This window comes from Ktedonobacter robiniae (assembly GCF_016587375.1).
GTDB classification, from domain to species: Bacteria; Chloroflexota; Ktedonobacteria; order Ktedonobacterales; family Ktedonobacteraceae; genus Ktedonobacter; species Ktedonobacter robiniae.
Genome location: NZ_BNJG01000001.1, coordinates 4,055,946 through 4,076,407 on the forward strand (window position 1 = coordinate 4,055,946; position 20,462 = coordinate 4,076,407).

The window sequence follows — 20,462 nt, forward strand, 5'->3', positions numbered from 1 at the left end:
TGTTCCGCAAATCCTCAGAAAGAACTGGATCTCCATTACCAGACGCTTATGGAACATTAGATTTTGTTTTTGTTTCCCGTTTTTGTCTGCCTTTGTGACTCTGTTTCCTCAGGATGCGAAATAGACCAGAGGCAGTGGTACAAGTAGTACAGTGATATCCAAGTGCGAGGCAGGTACGTGCATATGGAAACGAACTCGATCTACAAGAAGGTATCTGTTCGTTTGGTAGTTGTCGCTGATCATATAATTTTGCGTCAAGGCATACAGAAAATGCTCAACGACAAAAACGACTTTGAAATAGTAGGAGAGACGGAAAATGGGAAGGCCGCGCTCGAACTAGTAGCAGAATTAGCGCCCGATATTGTTTTGATTGATATCTCCATGGAAACCACGAATGGATTAGATATAGCCAAACAATTATTGAGAAAACCTTCAAATGCTCGAATCGTCTTATTCGCTGGTCCTAATGACGAGAAACGGTTGTTTGAAGCCCTGAGTATTGGCGTCCACGGCTATTTGCAAAAAACATTATCAATCGATGATATGCGAGAAGCCTTGCTTGCCATACAAAGCGGTGAACGTGTTGTTGGTAAATCACAGGCTGTGACGCAGATCATAGTTGAATTTCATCGGCTCGCCAAAGAGCAGAATCGCCTGAGTCGAGGACTAAGCTCCATAGAGATCGAACTTATTCATCTAGTCTCTAAAGGGTATACCAATAAAGAAATTGGCCAGCAGCATTTCTGGAGCGAGGTTCAAGTGAAACGGAAAATGCAGGACATTTACCGGAAATTGCAAGTTACTGATCGTGCTCACGCTGTCGCGGAGGCGATGCGCCAGGGTCTGATCTAAAGCAAAGGCCCACCCGCATTTTCCGTGAAAGCTCTATCATACGTAAGAGTCGCGCGTACATAAAGTGTTTTCACCACATGTTTACTGTTGCGAGCCTTATGTCCTCACCTCAGCATTACGCAAAGTGGGGGAGAGCCAGGCAGATCTGCAGCATTTCTTTGCTGCTTGGTTCTTGTTTTGTATTTATCCAACTACTAGAAAGGAAACAGCCATGATAGAATGTCCACAATGCGGAGCAATGAATGAAAATGACGTGAAAAATTGTGCTATGTGCAGGATCAATATATACTGGGCTTTTCAACATTATAATGAACTGTCCACAATACGTGAATCAAGCAAACTCGCTCCGTCTCCCCTGACTCCTTCATTTTTGATTGAGACCAGCAAGAAAGTGGATACCGGCCCAACAGCTGGCTGGCTCTATAAGACAATCAAAAAATTTGGCCTTATAGATGCTGGCAAAAAAGTTTCGACGATGTCATAAACTCACATCAACAATTTTTGAAGGTTACATTTATCACCTCCCGTCCAGGTTGTTACACTTTGCTAGATTCGCAAGCAACCTCATTCCAGGTAAATACAGTTGAGTGAGAAGAGAGATACAATTTTCCTATATCTCTCTTCTCGCTTCACAACGGCAGCAACGTCCCCCCATCTTTCTATGCCAGCTCTGCGACATACTCATGCTCACAAACAAGCTTCTTTTTCTCTTCCCAGAACTTTCCAACAGCTCTATTGGTTTCTCACAAGCCTTGATACCAAAGTATGTTGGCTTGATACATTAGAAAGTTGTAAATGCAGGTATTTCTAGGTACATTTAACAGACAGATACTTCCATTATAATCGTTGTCAGTTACTTGGAATCTGAACAGGACCAGGTTTATCGTGACAAGCAGGAGTTTGAAAAAACAGAAGAATGAACCCTCACGGGCCAGTAAAAGGATATTGATTGTAATCTGGAAACAATGGTCCACCCTACTTTTCACTTTTCTGTCAATTACCCTGCGGAATGTGGCGTTCATGATAAAATTTCGTATTTGTGCATCCGTATGCAGATAAGGAGTCAGGATTGCCATGCGTATCGGAAAATATAAGTTCCATATAGAAGGGACAAACTTAATCCTTACCCACTCAGCAGGAATCAGTTTTGATATGACTCCTGATGAGGTTGCTGGACTCTCAACATTTATCAATATTTACCAGAAAGTAATAGATTCACCTCGATATGAATCAGAGCCGAAATTGAAAGGCACCTTCAAAGAAGAGGTGGAAACTGAATCGAGCAATAATACAAAACCTTAAATTTAGGAAGGATATTGATTAGATATACCCATGCGCATTCAAGAACATATAAAGTTATCAACGGCGGCAGCGCTTGTTGCTTTCCCGTGGCTGAAAAAAGACGGCTGGATTCCGCTGGCATCCAGTGTGCTTATTGATGTTGATCACTATCTCTGGTACTCCGTGACACAACGTACACTCAGTCTGCGAGCCGCAGTGCGTTATTTTGGTCAGGCTGACCCTCCCCAATTGCCACAGGCACGACTCTTGCATCATCCGCTTATCCTGGGTATTCTCTTGGTAGTAGCTGTACGCACCCGCTCAAAGCTTCTCTGGCTAATCCTGGCCGGTTTCCTTTTTCACGTCAGTCTGGACTTGGTCCACGCCACTCAGATGAATAACCTGAAACGTACGCTGAGTGAGCAGGCTCAATCTATTTGCCCCGAATGCGGTCAACACTACGATGGATTGCAATTGCACACGATCCATTTCGCCAGCAATTTGCTCGACCGTTACAATCCTCAGCATTTTATTGTTCTCTGTCCAACATGCCACGAAGAGGCGCATAGCCTCGCACACAAGCCCAAGCTCATTGGCATATCTTAAAGTTATGTCTGACCTCGCTCCAGTTCTATAGAGTTATAGCCAAGTGTTGTGAGAACCCTATAAAAAAGCAACTCCTGCTAGATCTTTTACCTGGCAGGAGTTGCTTTTTTATAGGGTTCTTTAGCGTGCAAAATGGCGCAAGTATTTGACCAGTCCCGGCTTGATGCTCTTGAGGAGCGTGATGTCCTGCTGATTGAGCGGCTTGAGGAGACGTAGTATGCCAATACAGCAGGCGAGGAAGAGCCCACCCGAGATTCCCAGCGAGCCAAGCAGGACCAGGCGGTTAGCGGGCTGCCAGAACAGGGTGAGCCAGAGCGTGCTGGGAATGGCAGCCAGCACCAGCGAGGCCAGGAAACGTAGTGTAAAGGCCAGGGGATACTTGCGTGGCAGATCTTTGCGCAGAAAGAAGAGCATCAATAGACCTGTGGCGAGGCGTCCCACGCCATCGGCAATCAGCGCGCCAGCGGCTCCCATATGCAGAAGTCCGATAAGAATCGTGCCCATCACAATGACGATGCCCAGCCCTATCCACTGACTGAGCACAGCCAGGGGGGCTTTTCCGACGACGTAGAGCGTGGGCTGGTGAATATACGTTCCCAGGACGCGCATCAGCAGGTTGAAGAAGACAAAGATGCCGAGGAGCAGTCCCACATCACTATAGCGCTGGGAGTAAAGCGCGGTGGCCAGGTTATTGGCGCTAAAGAGACAGAAGATGAGTCCTGGAGCGGCCAGGAGAGTCTCGATTTTTATCAGGGCCTGCCAGGAGAGGGAGAGACGCTCATGGTTCTTGCCGATGAAGGCCGCCGCCAGGGCCGAGCCTGCGACGCCACCAAAACCGGCTACCAGCAAGAGATTTGCGGCATCCGCAAGCTGGAAGGCCAGGTTAAAGTAGCCAATTTCGATCAATCCAACTGCGAAAATTTTCAACAGATTGATAGAGACCTGCTTGAGGAGCGCGCCCGAAACCAGGTTGGTTAGCCAGGCATTCATCCCAAGGGCGAACAGCGGGCGTAGTGGTTGCTTGTAAATGCTTTTAACGCTGTCAGGGGCGCCTCGCTGGAAGAGGAAAGGCGTCAGCCAGATAAGATAGCCTACCATCTGGAGCAGCGAGACGATGCCCAGCATCCACAGCACGCCATTGACTCCCCAGCCCAGTTGGAGCAGGATATAGCCAAAAATTAGCAGCGCTACCTGGACCAGGCTGCCAAGGATAAAGACAATGCGCATGCGCATCAGGCCAGTACAGAGCGCCGTTAACAGGCTGGCGACGCTGCTACCAAAAATATAGATGGTCAAAGGAGCCAGGTTGGTGCGCAGATAGGGGTCGCGTAGGGCCGTGACCGTCCCCTGGCTGCCTGGAATGTGCAATTGATCGATGAGTGTGGCCAGAACGGGCAGGCTGTAGAGCAAGAGCGCGCTCACCACAACCAACACCAGAATACGCAGACCCACAAGACGGCGAATAAGCCAGCCAGCTGAAGCACGCCCATGCTCGGCAAAGACGCGAGGGATATAGGTATAGGTCGCATCTTCAAAGCCAAAAGCCACTATATACAAGATCGTGTTATAGGCCGTGGTAACATCTGCATAAATACCATACTGCTCTTTGGGAAGTTTACTCGTCAAAATAATAGTCAAGAGGAACCACGAAATATAGACCCATAAGCCATAAGCCTGGTTTAAGAGATAACTATTGGGTGTGCGTTGTAGCAAGCCCCTGGCCTCTGCCTCAGTTTGCGCCTGGTGGACGGATGCTAATGGCTGCTCATGTATGGGCGCCTGGCCTATCTGAAGTTCTGCTTGCTCCTCCCGCTGATGAAATTCCTTTTTCGCATTTTGTTCAGAGTGTGTTGCTATGTAGTTTTTTTCTTCCATTGATGTCAATAGCTCATGCTGAGATAATGCGTTTAGACGTATGAGTCGTAAACGTTTGAACGTCGTCTTGTGCATGATCTATTTTATCTCAATTTAAAGATTTGTCTTGCTAACCAGCCCATACTTCCCAATGCCGCGAAGAGTTCCAGTACACTGACATTTTCGGTTACATGGTCGGTTGAGACAAGATAGAAGATTCCTACTTTTGAGGTTGCGGCAATCAGAAAAAGCCCCAGTCCGATCCAGGCGGGCAGGGTCGCGAAAAGCAAGGCCTTTTGCCAGTTGCGGCAGAGAAAGCCAATGATCGCGGGAAGAAGATACAGGAGGGCTGTAATCAGAGGCGCGATGGAGGCCGGAAATGGACCATTGAGTGCCGCCCCACTCGATTGGGGGAGCAAGCGTGTCCATAGCTGCGCCGGAATAAGCGCCAGCGTCACAATAATAGTTTCAAGAACTACACAGGTAATAATAGCTGTGTCTATATATTTTTCTTTACTGATCTTTTGCGCTGCCCTTTTCTCTGGCGCCCTGGTACTGGTGCTAAGCATAAAAGAATCCCTTTCACAGGTGTATTCTGTAATCCGATGCGCACATCTTTGGCATGGCTTCTTGTGCCTGTGGCGCTCGCCTGGGTAGTGGATGTGGTGCATACTGGTGGTCTGCCGCCACCAGTATGCACCACATCCACTACCCAAATACATTACATAAGAGGTCAGTTAGTTTTTTGGTAAGGCAAGAAGCCCCATCTGATATTTCATGAGCAAAATACGGCGCACAGAGTCATCGATGTGCTGCTGGGTAATGGTGCCATCATGGAGCGCTTGCTTGATGCCTTCGATCATGGAGGCGACCTGGCTGGCACTGGAGGCACCCATCAGTAGGTCGCAGCCTGCTGCGATGGCCAGAGCGGCTGCCTGAGACTGAGAGACGTAGTTCGTGATGCCTTTCATTGTCAGGCTATCTGTCATAATGACGCCCTTGAAGCCAAATTCATCGCGGAGGATATTCTTGATGACCTTGGGTGAGAGCGTCGAAGGCTGGGTTGGATCGATAGCGTCGAGGATCTCATGGGTGACCATGATGGACTGGACCTTGTTTTGCTTGATCAAGGCGCGGTAGGGCGCCCAATCGACCTGTTCGAGCTCACTCTTCGAGGCGGTAATTTGCGGGATAGCAAAATGAGGATCAGTTGCCGAGCGGCCCAGGCCGGGGAAATGTTTGAGGGTGCCGACGACCTTTCCCCCTGCCTGCAAACCATCTAAATACGCGCCAGCCATCTGCGTCACCTGTTCTGGCGTGGTGCCAAAGGTTCGCTGGTCAGTATGCATTTCAGAATAGGGCAGCGTATCAACGTCGACGACTGGAGCTAGATTCATATTGATGCCATAGGAGAGCAGGTCCTGGGCGTCCTGCTGGCCCGCTGCTTTGGCCTTGGCTGGATCATTGGAGGCTCCGATGGTGGCGGCGGAGGGTCGCATTCCATCAAGTTGGGCTAAGCGGTCGACATAGCCACCTTCCTGATCGATGGAGACGGCCATGGGGATGGTACTATTGCTCTGCATCTGCTGGATGAGCCCCTTGAGCTGGCCTTTATCTATGATGTTGCCATTGGCGTAGAAGATCAGTACCGCTCCTACTCCATACTGACTTACCATCGTACTAATGTCTGATGCGTAGGTCGCACCCGTAAATTGCACCAGCATCATTTGACCAATTTTTTGCTCAATCGTCATGTTATGTAGAACTGTGTCAATATACTGCTGAGGCGTAATGCTTACATGCTGCTGGTTTTTCTGATTGTCCTGTAACTGCTTATTAATAGTGTGGAGTAGGTCAGGGTTATTGGCGCTGACGGGATCTCCGAGCAGTGAGGCCCAGCCCTGGGGACCCGCAAACTGTGCTCCACCCAGGGAGAGCGCATGAAAAAGCACGATGAGTAGCAAAGGGAGGAGGATGGCCACTTTGCGCCAGGAGAATGTCTCGCCAGATGGAGAGGAGGGAAGGGACGATGTTTTGATGGTTTCCAGGGTCGCGAGTTGCGCTTTATGTTGTGCGGCGGCTACTTTGTCTTTAAAGCGTGAAAGTGCACCGGGGCTTGCCGGGCGAGGAACAACAGGGTAGACATGTGTATCAATTTCATCTGGACCCGTTGCTGGCGGCTGTGCGCCAGCCTGAAAAGCGGGCCGCATCTGTGAACTGGCATTATTTCTTGTTGGCACTGGTATCCCAGGGGGGGCATGCTTGTGTGACGGCTGTCCCTCTAATGGCCGGGAGTTTATATGAGGCATAAACGGGCGAGCCCTTTCGCTAAAATCTTTTTCTTCGTAAATAGTAGTATATAATACTATAAATATGAGAAGCCCGAAAAAGGTTGCTCTATTATCTCTAACGCGCCTATGCGTCTGATGGTCTCAGCAACATAGAGGACTTACCCTGTAGACGTCGATGTCTAGCATGCGAGTTTAGTGCCATCCCTGAGATGCGCGAGAGATTGCGAAAAGGTAGCTCTTTGTCCCCTATTATAAAGATCGCTTCAGGCGGATATTTGTAACACTCTTTTCATGATAACGTTGGTGACAACGTGTACGTTTGGCAAACTCAGGAAGTGCGACTGGGAGATGCTCGCACTGATGATGATACCACATTGCTGAGCTTCCCTGGCGTGTTTTACCGTAGTGGTCTACATGCGTGCTTGTTCAGAATCAAAAACTGGGCTATACTGTTTTTACCATATTGCTACGAAAGGTTTCTGGGTCACTATGCTACAGGAGCAACCATTCGTGCAGCCTCCTTTGCCACGTGGGAGCCGCGACGCACGTAAGCTCTCCAAGACACGCACGCTACCACAGCGGATATTGAGGAGCCTGCTCTTTGCCTTCGGAGTGTTGTTGGGGGCGGGGCTGGTCCTGGTCCTGGTCCTCTTGCTGCTCAATACCCAGCATCATCCGGGGGGAGCCAGCATCTCCTCTGCGTTAGCATTGCTTCTGCACGCGCCTCTCTTGCTGATCTTGTTGTGCCTCCTGTTTATAGCGACCTTTGGCAGCACGCTCTTTGGAACGCGTTTATATGCGCTCTGGCGCTATGCCCGCGCCGTAGAGCAGGTCCAGAAACGCTTTCAACTCCTCTACACGCCCCTGGAGGCTATGGCCAACATCCGCCCAACGGCCGAGCAGAACCATCATGAAGTAACGGCACCAACGATTGCGGTGCAGAGCGAACATGTCTCTATTCTTGATCTCTTAGAGCAGAGCTATGCGCATCAATTGATTCTCGGGGTTCCGGGGGCCGGGAAAACAATGGCGCTGCGCGTCTATCAATATCGCGCGGTGACTCACCCCTGGCGCCTCATCTTTCGTCGAGGCTATATTCCCGTATTTGTACCTATGAAGAACTATAGCCTTTATCTCAAGCGCTATAGCGAGGTTCCGCAAGAAGCCTGGGTCGATAGCAATATTGGCCTGCTCAGCTTTTTACAGGAGAGCGACCTACCAGGCATGGAGCACCTGGCTCCGTATTTACGCCAGCTCGCGCAGCAGGGACGCCTCCTGCTGCTGTGTGATGGCCTTAATGAGGTGGATAGTAATTACCTGACCTACGTGAGCCATGAAATGGCTGAGCTGATGCTGCACTCAAAGAACCGCCTGGTGATGACGTGTCGCGAGATTGATTATCGTGAGCAGCCTGAGTTTATGCGCCTGGTCGCGCGCGGTCAGGCGGCCTGTGCCACTATTTATCCTTTGCAGCCGGAGCAGATCCAGCAATTTATTGAGCGCTATATCGTCGTTCAGGATCAACCATGGCGTCATACTGCTGGTCAGATTATGCAGGTGATTGATCGTAGCCGCTTGCGCTACCACTGCACCAATCCCATGATGCTCTTTACCCTTATGGAGATCATTGATCAGATAGGCGTCGAGCGTGGGAAGCAGATTGACACGCGTGGTCGTCTCCTGCGCGAATCGGTTGTGCAGCTTGTCGCGCGTGAGCGGCGGCAGGGGCGTTGGCAAGGGAGCGAACTGCGCGAACAACTGGTGATCCGCTTTTTGAGCGTGGTGGCCTGCGCGGCGCGCTGGGCCAATGATCGCAACGCGATTCAGCTCTCGGTTTCGAGCGCCAGTGGGCGCTGGCGCGAGGCTGAACTGGAGGCTTTCGCTGACGAGCTTATTATCTGGCTCAACGAAAATCCTGCCCAGGGTCCCTATCCAGATATTGAGGAGCCTGATGCGCTGGAGGAGATGCGCGACGATCTGCCGCAGCTCTTACAATTCACGATGACCGCGGACCTGATAGATATTAGCCCCAATGGCGTGTTGAGCTTTCGACATGAGCTGATCGCTGAGTATTTTGTCGCCGAGTACTTTCAGGCGGCTGAGCAGCAGACTACAAAGCCAGAGATCCGCGAGGAACTCCTGGAAAACGTTGGGCGCTGGAGCGAGCCAGTCGCGATCTGGGCGGGCTTGCTGGATGATCCATTGGTGCTAGCCGAGCAGCTCGGCTCGCGTGGCCTGGAGAATCGTGTCCACCTGCTCCAGGCTTTGTCCCTGGCCCTGGTATGTGTTGGCGTGCTCTGGACGCCACCCCAGGCCGATGCCAAGCGCCTGGTGATGCTCCCGCCAAGCGTTGAGGAGGCGCTCTCCATTGCGGTACGCAACCGGGCCGCGCGCGAAGAGTTGGCGCGTATCTTCACGCGTTGCGCTGAGGAGGGAGGGCAGGAGGTCTATCGCTCGCTCCTACCACTGATTATGGTGGCGGGTGTTGATGACCTGTTGCTGCTGCTTGATAAGGCTGTGGTCCCAGTCTTGCTGTTTTCTTTCCTGGAAGATGTGGTAGATGATGTGGCCTATGAGGCGCAGGTGAAGCACTTGACCCAGGTGCTAGGCCGATTTGGGGCCGTTGTGGTCGATCACGCGGTCGAACTCAGTCGCCCCCATGCTGAACGGAGTACGCGTATGCGCGCCTCCGCGGTCAATATTCTGGGTGGCACCTATCATCCACGCGCTGTTGAACCGCTGATTGAGCGGCTTCAGGACACTGATATCTTTGTGATGCGACGTGCGACCAATGCTCTCTATCGCCTTGGGCCAGAGTTGACGCTTAAGCGCCTGCTCCAGGTGGTGGAGCAACGCGATGCAACCGTCGCAACGGTCTACATGCATTTAGCGGCCCTGGCCATTTTAGAACGTTTTATGAGTGGTCAGGATATGCAACGGCGTGTCACGCAAATGCAATATCTGCGCATCGTGGAAGCGATTGTGCCAATGCTGACCTCTAATTATCAGCAGGAGCCACAGACGCAGCAGCGGGCACGCGATATACTTGTCCGGCAGGCCCTCCAGGAGGAGGGGGCCAGTTCGCGCGCTGATCGGGGCGAAAAGGTGATTGATGCCTTGCTCCTGTACCTTCCCTCGCAAAATGAGGTGGCGGTGGGGAATGTGGTCCAGGCCTTGCGCGCGATAGGTCCGCTGACAACACCGAAACTGCTGCCGTTCTTGCGCCAGCCCTCTGAGGAGGTGCGCTTGCGTGTGCTGGACGTCTTGAAGGAGACACGCGACCTGGAGGCGCTACCTGATGTGCTGCAACTGCTTACGGAAGCGGGGCCAACTCTGGTCCGGCGCGTCTCTGAGACGCTCTATGCCTATGCTCCTGACAGCATTCCAGGTTTATTGGAAAGTATTCTACACGCTACGCGTGAGGATAGCGCTGAGCGTGCGGCAAGTATTTTGAAGCTGATCGGTGAACCCGCCATCGCGCCGATGATTGAGGCCCTCTCTCCCGTCGTTCTAGGACGGACACGTATCCTGGTGCAGGTCCTGGCTGATATGCATGCGACACAGGCTGTCACACGCTTTATTGAACTGGTGCAAACTCCCCCTGATGAGCCATTGCTGACCATTGCGCTGGTACGAGCCCTGAGCCAATTTCGCGAGCCACATGTCGTCTCCCCTCTCTTACAGATGCTGACGAGTACGCATCCGCAAATTCTGGAAGAGGCGATTGAAGCCTTGAGCCAGCTAGGCGAGGTGGCGTTGCCCGCGCTGATCGATGCGCTTGATACTTCTCATCCATCTCAGCAGGTGCAGCGTGTACAGCGGGCGATCCTGGGTATGAATCCCTTCCCTGGCGAAGAGCTTATCGAGGCCCTGGCGCTCAGCAGCGATAGCCAGGCAAGTGCCTTGCTCACGATCTTTCGTATGCGCGCAGACAAATCGGCGGATGTGCTGGTGCAACACCTGCTCTCTCCCGATCAACGCATCCAGTCCTATCTCTATCAGGCACTGGAGGAGCTACCAGGCGTGGCGGTCGTACCTGCACTAATCAATGGCCTGGCCCAGCCAGCATTGCGTGAGCCTCTCTCTCCCCTGCTGCTCAAACATCCCGATGTCGCCATTGCGCGCCTGGTCGAATTGCTAGGAGCGGAAGAACTGGGGGAGGTGGCGGCAGAGCTTTTACCGCGCTTTGGTCCCGGAATTTTGCGGCCCTTAGTGGAAGGCCTGGACGATAGGCGTCAGGTGGCGTGTACACGGGCACAGGAGGTGATCGTGGCTCTTGTGCATCAACATGGCGATACACAGACAATGCTGACTGCGCTGGTCAAGCTCTTTGCTCTCATTCTTCCTGATCGTGTACGCGAGGTACTTTTTTATGTCTTGACCAATGAGCTTGCTGCTATCAGTCTACCTGCTTTATTGGAGGGGCTGGAAACTGCCCAGTTGCTCGAAGGGGTCGCGGAAGCTCTCAAGCGCCTGGTCTACCTCCAGGAACACCGCGAGCGTGTACTTGATAGCCTGGTTGAAGCGCTCAAGGATGGCGAGCGCCGGCGAGGGGCGATGCTTACTCTTGTGCAGATTGGCGCACCGGCCGTTCCCAAAATGGGCGAGCTGATTACCTCGCATGACGCGATGCTGGTGCGCTCCTCAAAGGAGGTCTTGCGTGACCTGGGCGTTGTTGCTTTGCCTTTTATCATGAGTGCCTTGAGTGATTATACCTCGCTGGAGCGGCGTGAGGCGGCGCTTGAGGTCTTCAATACCATGTCTCCTCAGAATATCAAGGAGCAACTGGTGACGCAGCTTTCGCATGATGATCCCTCTGACATGGGAATGGCTGTCACACTCTTGTTACAGCGCATCATGGGAGAGTCTGACGCTTTCGGTGATCGGGCCATGGTCTCTGATCTAATTGCGCATATCCAGACCCATACGGAGGAGACAACAAACCTGCGTCTCCTGGCCCTGCTCTTGTTGCTGGGTGAGCCATTGATCGTTACGCCACTGCTCCAGGCGCTGGATAGCGACCCACGCCAGAGCAAGCTTCTGACGGCCCTCTTTTTACTGCTAGGGAGGTCCGCCCAGGATGAAGCACTCCAGGTGTTTAAGCGAGGGGAGACAGCGCTGGAGCTGCGCGAGGAACTGGCTGCGGTGCTTGGGATGAATACGATGTCGGGTGTTATTCAGGAATATGCCCAGAGCACGCATCTCTATGGCCCTGGTGCTTCTCGTCCTGGGATGCAGCAAATGGAGCGGCTCTCAGTGGCTTTACGTGCCCTGGGCGGTTTGCTCGCGGGTGGTCAGTGGGATGTGCCGCGTTTACGCGAGTTGCGCGAGCGCATACCCGAGGGCGCGCCAGAGCATGAACTCTTCAGCATGCTCCTGGGGGTACGCTATGGTCCCCAGATTCAGCAGCTCAAGCGTGCTTTGCGGGATGAGCAAGAGACGCACGAAAAGCAATTGCTTCTGGTTATTCAGCAGGCACAAGCCGAAAAAGAGCGCGCTGATAAGCTTGATAGTCAACTGGAGGAGTTAAAACAGGAGCATACTGAGCGTGAGGGTGACCTTGAACGCGGCAAACGCGAGCGACAGAAAATGCAGGGAAATATTACACAGTTGACGCGTGAGAATGACTCACTGTCCGCGCGCCTGGAGCAGATGACGCGTGAGCGCGATAGCTTGCAGCGTGAGCGCGATACGTTGAGCGGGCAACTGCGAGCATTTACGGGTGAACCCTCTTCATCTGCGGATACCAGGCGCTCAAAGAGGCGTTAACATGTTCTTCATCAAAACGAACAATCGTAAGCGAGCTGGCATACGCCGTTTTTCGATGCTAGAAGGTATGAGTCAGGAACCCCATGCCTAAAGGCAGGGGCTTGTTTCGGCAAGCCTGGACCTGACCAGTCTCAGTCTTGAAACACAGGCTACGTTAGGAATGAAATTAGGTACGTTGGGGTGCTTTGCCAGCCCCAACCGCTACGGCGCAGCATTAAACAGGTGTAGAGGGTGAAGCCAGTGTGTTGTGCGTTAAACCGTTCGCTAACATTGACGAGGCAAACATCACCTACGAAAGTAGAGGCTCAACTTGAGCAACGTTTTTGTGATTGATAGTAACTACAAACCATTACATCCGGTGCATCCAGCACGTGCAAGGCTCTTGCTCACGCAAGGCAAAGCCGCCGTGTTTCGACGTTACCCGTTTACCCTTGTGCTGAAGCGGGTAGTTGAACAGCCAGAGGTGCAACCCTTGCGCCTCAAACTCGATCCTGGCAGTAAAACAACAGGTATTGCCCTGGTGAATGATGCCAACGGGAAGGTTGTTTTCGCGGCTGAACTTCACCATCGTGGGCATGCCATTAAAGACAGCCTGGAGAGTAGGCGTACAGTTCGTCGTGGCAGAAGAAATCGCAAAACACGCTATCGTAAGCCACGATTTCAGAATCGAAAAAGAAAGAAGGGATGGTTGCCGCCATCGTTAGAAAGTCGGCTTGCCAATATCCTGACGTGTGTAGCTCGTTTGTGTCGCTATGCCCCCATTGAAGCTATGAGCCAGGAATTGGTGAAATTTGATTTGCAACTGATGGAGAACCCTGATATTGCAGGCGTGCAATATCAGCAAGGCACCTTGCAAGGCTACGAAGTCAGGGAATACTTGCTCGAAAAATGGGAGCGAACCTGTGCCTATTGTGGCAAACAAAATATTCCGTTGCAAATCGAGCATATTCATCCTCGCGCCAACGGTGGCACGCATAGGATCAGCAATCTTACGCTAGCTTGCGAGCCGTGCAATCTCGCCAAAGGCACTCAGGAAATCGAAATATTCTTAAAAAAGAAGCCAGATGTGCTCAAGCGTATTCTGGCTCAGGTGAAAAGGCCCCTCAAGGATGCCGCTGCTGTCAATTCCACACGTTTTGCATTGCTCGAACGATTGAAAACCTTTGGCTTGCCTGTCGAGTGTGGCAGTGGAGGATTGACCAAGTACAACCGCACCACAAGAGGCTTGCCAAAAACACACTGGCTGGATGCCGCTTGCGTAGGCAAGAGTACACCTGATGTCTTAGTGCATAAAGGGAACATCCCTTTGCTGATTACAGCCACAGGGCACGGAAGAAGGCAAATGTGCATACCTGATAAATATGGATTTCCTGCAAAACACAAACAACGCAAAAAGACATTTCTTGGATATCGCACAGGCGATATGGTGAAAGTCATTACACCCAAAGGAACGTTTGAGGGGAAAATTGCTATTCGTCATCGGCCTTCGTTTCGGCTTGGGAAGGTCGATATCCACCCTAAATATATGCGCCGAGTACATCAAGCCGATGGCTATGAGTATAGAAGCAAAGGAGTGCGCAATGTTCCTCCACATGTCTAAAGCCAGGGGCACCCACATTGCGCGATTTTATGGTGGATATCTATGCTAATGGCTGGCGAGCGCTATGAGCGCATAGATCTCCTCTATCCGGGGAATATGAGCGAGGTCTGGCTCGCACGCGATATGCGTACGCACCAGGAGGTTGCGCTAAAAATCCTCAAGCCTGTCATTGAGGATGATCAGCTCAATCACAAGGCTCAGGAGCGTTTTCAGCGCGAAATTAAGATCGCCAGGAGTCTGAAGCATCAACATATTCTGCCCTTGCTCGATTCGGGATGGACGCATTATAATCAGCGCAAGGTGCCCTTTCTCATCTCTCCCTATATGCCTGAGCGTTCATTAGCGTCTATGGCGAAGAAGCAAGCTCCCTGGCAATACTGGACGTTGGCGCAGACGGGGGATGCGATTATGCAGGCCGCTCAGAGCCTCTGGTATTTGCATACACGTCAGCCTGCGATTATTCATGGCGATGTCAAACCTGGGAATTTTCTTGTACGTGTGGTGAGGGATGCCCGACCGACGCAGCGCTGTGTCGAACTCTTCCTCTTCGACTTTGGGATCGCGCATCTCAAAGATGTGTCCGTGGAATATATTGAAGTAAGCGATGTGATTGGCACTTATCAGTATATGGCGCCTGAGCAGGTGAATCAGCGAGCGTATTGTGCTTCAGACCAATATTCGCTGGCGATTATGGCTTGCTGGATGCTGACAGGACGCTTTCCCATCAATGTAGGTGCTAATCCACTGGCACATGTCGTAGATCCTCCCCTGGCGCCCAGCCAGTTGAACGCTGAACGTATCTTCTCATCCGCGATTGATGCGGTCATCCTTCGCGCGCTCGCGAAGGACCCCGAGCAGCGCTTTTCCACAGTGCTGGCATTTGCCCAATCCCTACAACAGGCGATTGAGCAGCAGGCAAGCGAGGAGACGACGGCGCGAACAATCAGCGTTGACCTGGCGCTAGATGTGCTCCCCGAAGAGCGCTCGCGAGTGCCAGAAGCCACTATGCATCCACGCTATACACTCCCTCCCGAGCAGATGCAGTTCTCACTTGATCCTATCGATATCAGGGAAGGGCTGGTGCTTGACGAGCCAATCGCACCAGCGCCTGTCAAGGCCGCCACTACTTCTGGACGGCGCGAGATCTCTGGTCGCTTATATACTCCACTGGCGCTTCAGACCCTGGCGCATTTTGATCTTCCGGCACGTCTGCGTATGTTAAGTTGGCAACCTCAGGGGGAGATACTGGCCTGCGCACTCTATGGCGAGCCGCCATGTATCTTGAGCCGTAATGGGCCGCTAGAGCATCTGCCACGTGTCTCGCAGGTGGAAGATACGCATGAACTCTGCTGGTCTCCAGATGGGCGCATCCTGGCGTTAAGCAAAGGGGGAGAGGTGCGCTTCTGGGATCGTGTCGAGCAACGTCTGTTACCCCTGGTGATGCGTTTTCAGGCGCGTTCGATTGTGGCCTTCTCCTGGTCATCGACCTGGAATATGGCCCTCTGGGTAGGTGAGCGGGTGGTCTTGTATGCTCTGCCCCTGCACCAGTTACATATCCCCCAGCCACCACTACCCGTTACCCTCTCACGCGAGGAAATGAGTGGGAGTGGAGTGCTCTGCTGGTCTCCCGACGGCAAACGCCTTGTAGCCGGGACACGCAGCGGACGCCTCATGTGCTGGCGAATCGGGCAACGCATTGAATTTCTCTATGACCATGAGGATGGAGAAATCGTACGAGGCATAAGCTGGGCGCCTGATAGTTCATTCTACGCCGTGGCTTTTCGTGATAACCGTGTGGAGGGCTGGGAGCGTTCAGGGCAGCAACGGATTTTTCAGTGGAGCAATCTTCCGAGTCTGCCACGTATGGTGAGCATTGCCCCTGATGGGCGTGTTGCCGTCGTATTGAACTCACAGCGAACGCTTTTTGGTTTTCCGGGCGAACTGGCGCCTCTCTACACTCTGCCCGTGTCCTTTCAAGCCACCTGGTCGCCGACTCGTATCGAGCTTGCCGCGCTGGATGAGGGGAATGATACACGATTGACTATCTGGGGTGGATAGGAGAAGTAAGGGTATCGCTTTTGTAACATGCCTCGTGAACTCTGCGTGCCACTAACGTGGAGTGAATACGTTATGACCTCCTATTGCCTGGCAAGGTGTGATACGAGAAAGGAAGACCCTCATATGGCTGGCCCCGAGAAAAAGAGCGATGTGAAGCTTCTAGCTGATAAGATTAAAGATATACGTATTGCCATGATGACCACGCAGGAAGCGGATGGCACGTTGCGTAGTCGCCCTATGGCGACCCAGGATGTTGAGTTTGATGGTGATCTCTGGTTTTTCACGTCATCGGATGCCCCCAAGGTGAGCGAGGTGTCGCAGCATCACCAGGTCAATATCAGCTACTCCAAGCCCGGTGATAACCTCTTTGTTTCCGTCTCAGGCGTCGCGGAGCTAGTGCGCGATCATGACAAAATTAAGCACTACTGGCGGCCTTTCTACAAGCCCTGGTTCTCCCAGGGCCTGGATGATCCTACACTCGCGTTGCTCAAGGTACACGTTGAGGGCGCGGAATACTGGGATGTTCCCTCAGGGAAGATGACCCTGCTCTATAGGTTAACGAAAAAGGCGGCTGGCGCACGGGAAGATATTGGAGAGGATATAAAGCTCGACATGCGCTAGCATGAGGCAAGGCGTACGCAATGAGCTTTCGCGTGAAGGGGTGTGTGTGGAACCTGGGGTCTGGCCCAGGTTCCACACACACCCCTTAATGGTATTCTCTGCGCAGAAAGTGGTAGAAATGAGAACAGGGCGCAGGCGTAGAGTTGATGAGTCAAATAACGAAGGAGAATTTGCGAAAATCGCGGAATAAGTATATACTAGATGTATAGAATACTCTATAATAGGCATGCGTGCAGAAAAATACCTTGCAAGAAATATGCAACATGAGCCTTTGAGTATAAGATTACTCTTTAGCAAGAGCAGATACGGCTCTTTCGTTTTTATTTGGGGCGTTTGTTGGCAGGGCGAGAGTCGGTGTCAGGCTATTTTTATTGGTCTCTGGCAACGACGACTCCACTGAGATCAGGACGTGGCGTTCTTTGACAGGTGGTTGTGGTGTTTATAACTCTCTTCTTAAAGACACTCTTTACGGCCTCGCCTTCCCTCCTGTTTGGGGGGGTAGTGTTGGTGCAGTATGGGATTGTGATGGCGGTAATATGCCTGTTTGTGCTCTATGTTCGCCGAATGCGCCTGCACGCGGACCAGGTACAGCGGCGCCTGGATGCTCTCCTGGAAGTGTCTCCCGAGGCAATTTCTGTCTATGATAGTACGGGGAGACTGGTACAGTGTAATCGTGCCACGCGTGCTCTATTGCGCTCAAGTCAATTTGAGCATACTCCAGACGAAGCGCGTGATGAGTCAGATCCGCAGGTGACTGATTTTTCCCAGGCCTACCATCCTCTGAGTCGTGCTTTAAGCGGTGAGGCCGTGGCTGGCTACGAGGTACGCCTCCTGGATGGGCGCCGGCGCGGACAGGTGCTTTCAGTGGCCGGTATACCTATCTCTCAATGTGATGGGAAGATTGAAGGCGCTGTACTGATCGCACAGGATATCTCGGCCTTGCAGGCACTGCGGCGCGAGGCTGTGGCACAGACGAAAAAGTGCCAGGCATTGCTCAATGCTGTCACCGATGCCGCCTATGTATTGGATTGCAAAGGGCATATTATTCAGACGAATATGAGTGCACGCCTGGCTCTCCTGAAAATGGAGGGAGGAGCGTTGAGTAGCGCCTCGCTGGTAATGCCGAGCCTTGAGTGCCAGATCTTAGATCCTCAAGGTGGGTCTCTCTGGCCGGACGCCTTGCCTTTAAAACGGGTACTGCGGGGCGAGGAACTGGTGGATGAGCAAAAAGTTGAGCTTCAGGTGCATGCGCATGGCATGTCAGATCTCTGGCTCAGTGTGAGTGGTGTGCCCATTATTGGCGATGAAGGGTATATCTGTGGCGCGATTCTCATCGTGCGCGATATTACGCAAGAACGCTCGCCAGGGTTGCAGGTTGAGTCGTCTTCGCAAACGAACCAGCCAGGTCAGCCACCTCTGGACCAGTTCCTGAGTATTGTTAGCCATGAGTTGCGTACTCCCCTGACAACGATCAGTATGAGCCTGCAATATTCACGCTTACTGTTAAGCAATACGACGCAAACATTATTAGCCGATGACCCCTTGCGTGAGAAGCTCCAGGAAATTCACCACTTGTTGGGGAGGGCAGAGCGGCAAGTTGGAGTCCAGAACCGCATCATTAACGATGTGTTCGAGCTTTCTTCTATCCAATCTAGCCGCTTTCTTTTACAGCCGGTGGCATGTGAGCTACAATCGACACTCTCTCTGCTGGTAAGCGACTATCAATCCTCTCATCCCGAGCGTGTCATCACGTTTGTTCCGCCGGTTTCTGCTCAGCCGATACCGACAGAGATTGATGTGGAACGGATCACACAGGTGCTCAATAACTACATGAACAACGCGTGTAAGTATACGCCTCCGGTGACACCAATCGAGGTTTCTGTAGAGGTTACACAGGAGGAAGTGCGTGTTCTGGTGCGAGACGAGGGGCCGGGGCTAACCGCTGAGGAGCAAGAGCAGGTATGGAAACTGTTCTATCGCGTCCCGGGTGTTGAAGCCAACGAGGGGGCGAGCAAGGGGGCAGGGCTGGGCCTGTATATTTGCCAGGTGATCGTTGAGCAACATCAGGGGCGGGTTGGTGTTGAGAGCACCCCTGGTGTTGGCTCAATTTTCTGGTTTACCCTGCCGCTGAAGCGAGAGACATGATGATTTTTTCTGAAAACGTTTGCCCTATCTGCTCTGAGTGGTTGAGGAGTGGCCTCCGGTGCGTGTCCTGGAGATCCGGGGTTGTGGACCGGTGGCGGAGTGATACCCCTTTGAGTGCGCAGGGGTTGCCTGTGTCGAGGTGGGAGCGCGCCAGTAGCGTCGATGCATGGGGATCTCGCCCGGCTGATTTGCTGTACTTGCTACCAGGCCCACAAACTGTAGATGATTGATGGCCTCTTGCAGGGCGCTCAGGCGGGGCGCGTTCAACCCAAGTAGGGGGAGCTGGCGTTGCAGGTGCTGCTGAAGCTCGCCCAGCTCGATTCCATCGTGATCGGGGAGCACTTTGAGCACGACTTCGGCCAGCTGCTGTTTTTCGCGCCGCTTGGCAATTTGTTCTGGTGTCTCCTGCGGGTTTGCTTGGTGCCTCGGGCGGAAACGAAGCTCAAAGCGACAGACGGGCGCGCCCTGTTTCATACACGTGGTTTCAATAACGCTGACATGTTCGTGAAAGCGCTCGGCTGCGCCCTCGATGGCTCCATGTAGTACTGGACAGAGCTGACGTGGACTATCATAGATGAGCGCAAACTCATTAGGGTGAGTGCCGGCCTCATAGCCAAAGAGCGGAGGTGTCAGAGCTTCGGGGACGCGTCGCATCTGTGCGTGTGCGGTGCGCATGACCAGGAGCAGGTCTTTTCCGCTATGGACACGCGTGAGGAGATAGGCACAAAGATGGCTGGTGAGACCATTCAAAATGAAGTAGCGGCCGTATTCGCGCAAGATGACCTGGGCTGAGAGTCCGGTCAATTCGCAGGCGGCAGCTACACCCGCTAAGAGATGGGTATCTTCATAGACCTTACTGGCGAGGGGCGCATTAGCACTTGTTTCGCCAATCGCTTCTCTATAAGCTTTGAGGAGTGAGTTGCCAAAACGGTCCACCAGATACTTCTCCCACGTAACAAAAACCAATCCATGCATGAGTACACCCTTCCAATAGTACAAAACTAATGCTCTTTAAAAATTTGCTGGCTAACGATTGAGCATGCTCGCTTTCAGACGTAATCTTTAAAAAGCATCAACTATCCAGAACGCTTACTCTCTTTGCTTATATCCATGCTCCCTGCATGCGAAATGTTGTATAGTCAGCAGGTTGAGTACACAACCTATCTAGTTTCTGCCTGCCCTGAGACCTGCCTAATACAGATTGCTGCTGATGACGTCATACGTTGCCTTCCTCCTGGCTGGGTATGTCAATATGCCGATTTAGAATCGTTTCTAGCCTGTGCTTACGCCCTACCTGATAACGCCTGCTTGCCGAGAATGTTTTTCTTTGCCTCTGTCGTAAATTTCTTCATCAGTATAACATGTCTGTAATTGAAATAGATATA

General features: G+C 52.4%; 13 protein-coding genes. 9 read left to right on the plus strand and 4 right to left on the minus strand.

Going from position 1 to position 20,462, the window contains the following annotated elements:
- Positions 1 to 183 precede the first annotated feature (183 nt).
- The 4 genes from JMJ04_RS16900 to JMJ04_RS16915 all read left to right on the plus strand — a co-directional run bounded on the left by JMJ04_RS16900 (position 184) and on the right by JMJ04_RS16915 (position 2,739).
- The gene (locus JMJ04_RS16900; RefSeq protein ID WP_201371622.1) at positions 184 to 852 is read left to right on the plus strand and encodes a response regulator; all 669 of its coding nucleotides are present in this window, start codon (positions 184 to 186) and stop codon (positions 850 to 852) included.
- A 211-nt stretch (positions 853 to 1,063) separates the two neighbouring features.
- A complete protein-coding gene (locus tag JMJ04_RS16905) occupies positions 1,064 to 1,336 on the plus strand; it encodes a hypothetical protein (protein WP_201371623.1) in 273 nt (90 codons plus the stop codon).
- A gap of 590 nt (positions 1,337 to 1,926) precedes the next feature.
- A complete protein-coding gene (locus tag JMJ04_RS16910) occupies positions 1,927 to 2,154 on the plus strand; it encodes a hypothetical protein (protein WP_201371624.1) in 228 nt (75 codons plus the stop codon).
- A gap of 30 nt (positions 2,155 to 2,184) precedes the next feature.
- Positions 2,185 to 2,739: a hypothetical protein gene (locus JMJ04_RS16915; RefSeq protein WP_201371625.1), complete on the plus strand. Its 555-nt coding sequence runs from the start codon at positions 2,185 to 2,187 to the stop codon at positions 2,737 to 2,739.
- A gap of 120 nt (positions 2,740 to 2,859) precedes the next feature.
- Here JMJ04_RS16915 and JMJ04_RS16920 read toward each other — a convergent pair whose 3' ends face one another.
- The 3 genes from JMJ04_RS16920 to JMJ04_RS16930 form a co-directional block, all read right to left on the minus strand.
- Positions 2,860 to 4,614 (minus strand): oligosaccharide flippase family protein, encoded by a 1,755-nt coding sequence (locus JMJ04_RS16920; RefSeq protein WP_201371626.1) that lies wholly within the window; start codon positions 4,612 to 4,614, stop codon positions 2,860 to 2,862.
- Between the two features lie 83 nt (positions 4,615 to 4,697).
- A complete protein-coding gene (locus JMJ04_RS16925) occupies positions 4,698 to 5,162 on the minus strand; it encodes a hypothetical protein (RefSeq protein WP_201371627.1) in 465 nt (154 codons plus the stop codon).
- A 168-nt stretch (positions 5,163 to 5,330) separates the two neighbouring features.
- A complete protein-coding gene (locus tag JMJ04_RS16930; RefSeq protein ID WP_201371628.1) occupies positions 5,331 to 6,902 on the minus strand; it encodes a glycoside hydrolase family 3 protein in 1,572 nt (523 codons plus the stop codon).
- Between the two features lie 471 nt (positions 6,903 to 7,373).
- Here JMJ04_RS16930 and JMJ04_RS16935 point away from each other — a divergent pair, with 471 nt between their 5' ends.
- The 5 genes from JMJ04_RS16935 to JMJ04_RS16955 all read left to right on the plus strand — a co-directional run bounded on the left by JMJ04_RS16935 (position 7,374) and on the right by JMJ04_RS16955 (position 19,077).
- Positions 7,374 to 12,653 carry a HEAT repeat domain-containing protein gene (locus JMJ04_RS16935; protein ID WP_201371629.1) on the plus strand — a complete coding sequence of 1,760 codons (5,280 nt, stop codon included), beginning with the start codon at positions 7,374 to 7,376 and terminating at the stop codon, positions 12,651 to 12,653.
- A gap of 310 nt (positions 12,654 to 12,963) precedes the next feature.
- Positions 12,964 to 14,253, plus strand: coding sequence for an RNA-guided endonuclease IscB (gene iscB, locus JMJ04_RS16940; protein WP_201371630.1), 1,290 nt, complete (start codon positions 12,964 to 12,966; stop codon positions 14,251 to 14,253).
- A gap of 42 nt (positions 14,254 to 14,295) precedes the next feature.
- On the plus strand, positions 14,296 to 16,311 hold the full coding sequence (locus JMJ04_RS16945; RefSeq protein ID WP_201371631.1) for a WD40 repeat domain-containing serine/threonine protein kinase: 2,016 nt from the start codon (positions 14,296 to 14,298) through the stop codon (positions 16,309 to 16,311).
- A gap of 123 nt (positions 16,312 to 16,434) precedes the next feature.
- Positions 16,435 to 16,932, plus strand: a complete 498-nt coding sequence (locus JMJ04_RS16950) for a pyridoxamine 5'-phosphate oxidase family protein (RefSeq protein WP_201371632.1) — start codon at positions 16,435 to 16,437, stop codon at positions 16,930 to 16,932.
- A gap of 435 nt (positions 16,933 to 17,367) precedes the next feature.
- Positions 17,368 to 19,077, plus strand: coding sequence for a sensor histidine kinase (locus tag JMJ04_RS16955; RefSeq protein ID WP_201371633.1), 1,710 nt, complete (start codon positions 17,368 to 17,370; stop codon positions 19,075 to 19,077).
- Between the two features lie 24 nt (positions 19,078 to 19,101).
- Here JMJ04_RS16955 and JMJ04_RS16960 read toward each other — a convergent pair whose 3' ends face one another.
- Entirely contained in the window at positions 19,102 to 20,052 is a 951-nt protein-coding gene (locus tag JMJ04_RS16960; protein WP_201371634.1) for a heme NO-binding domain-containing protein, read from the minus strand.
- Positions 20,053 to 20,462: the final 410 nt, after the last annotated feature.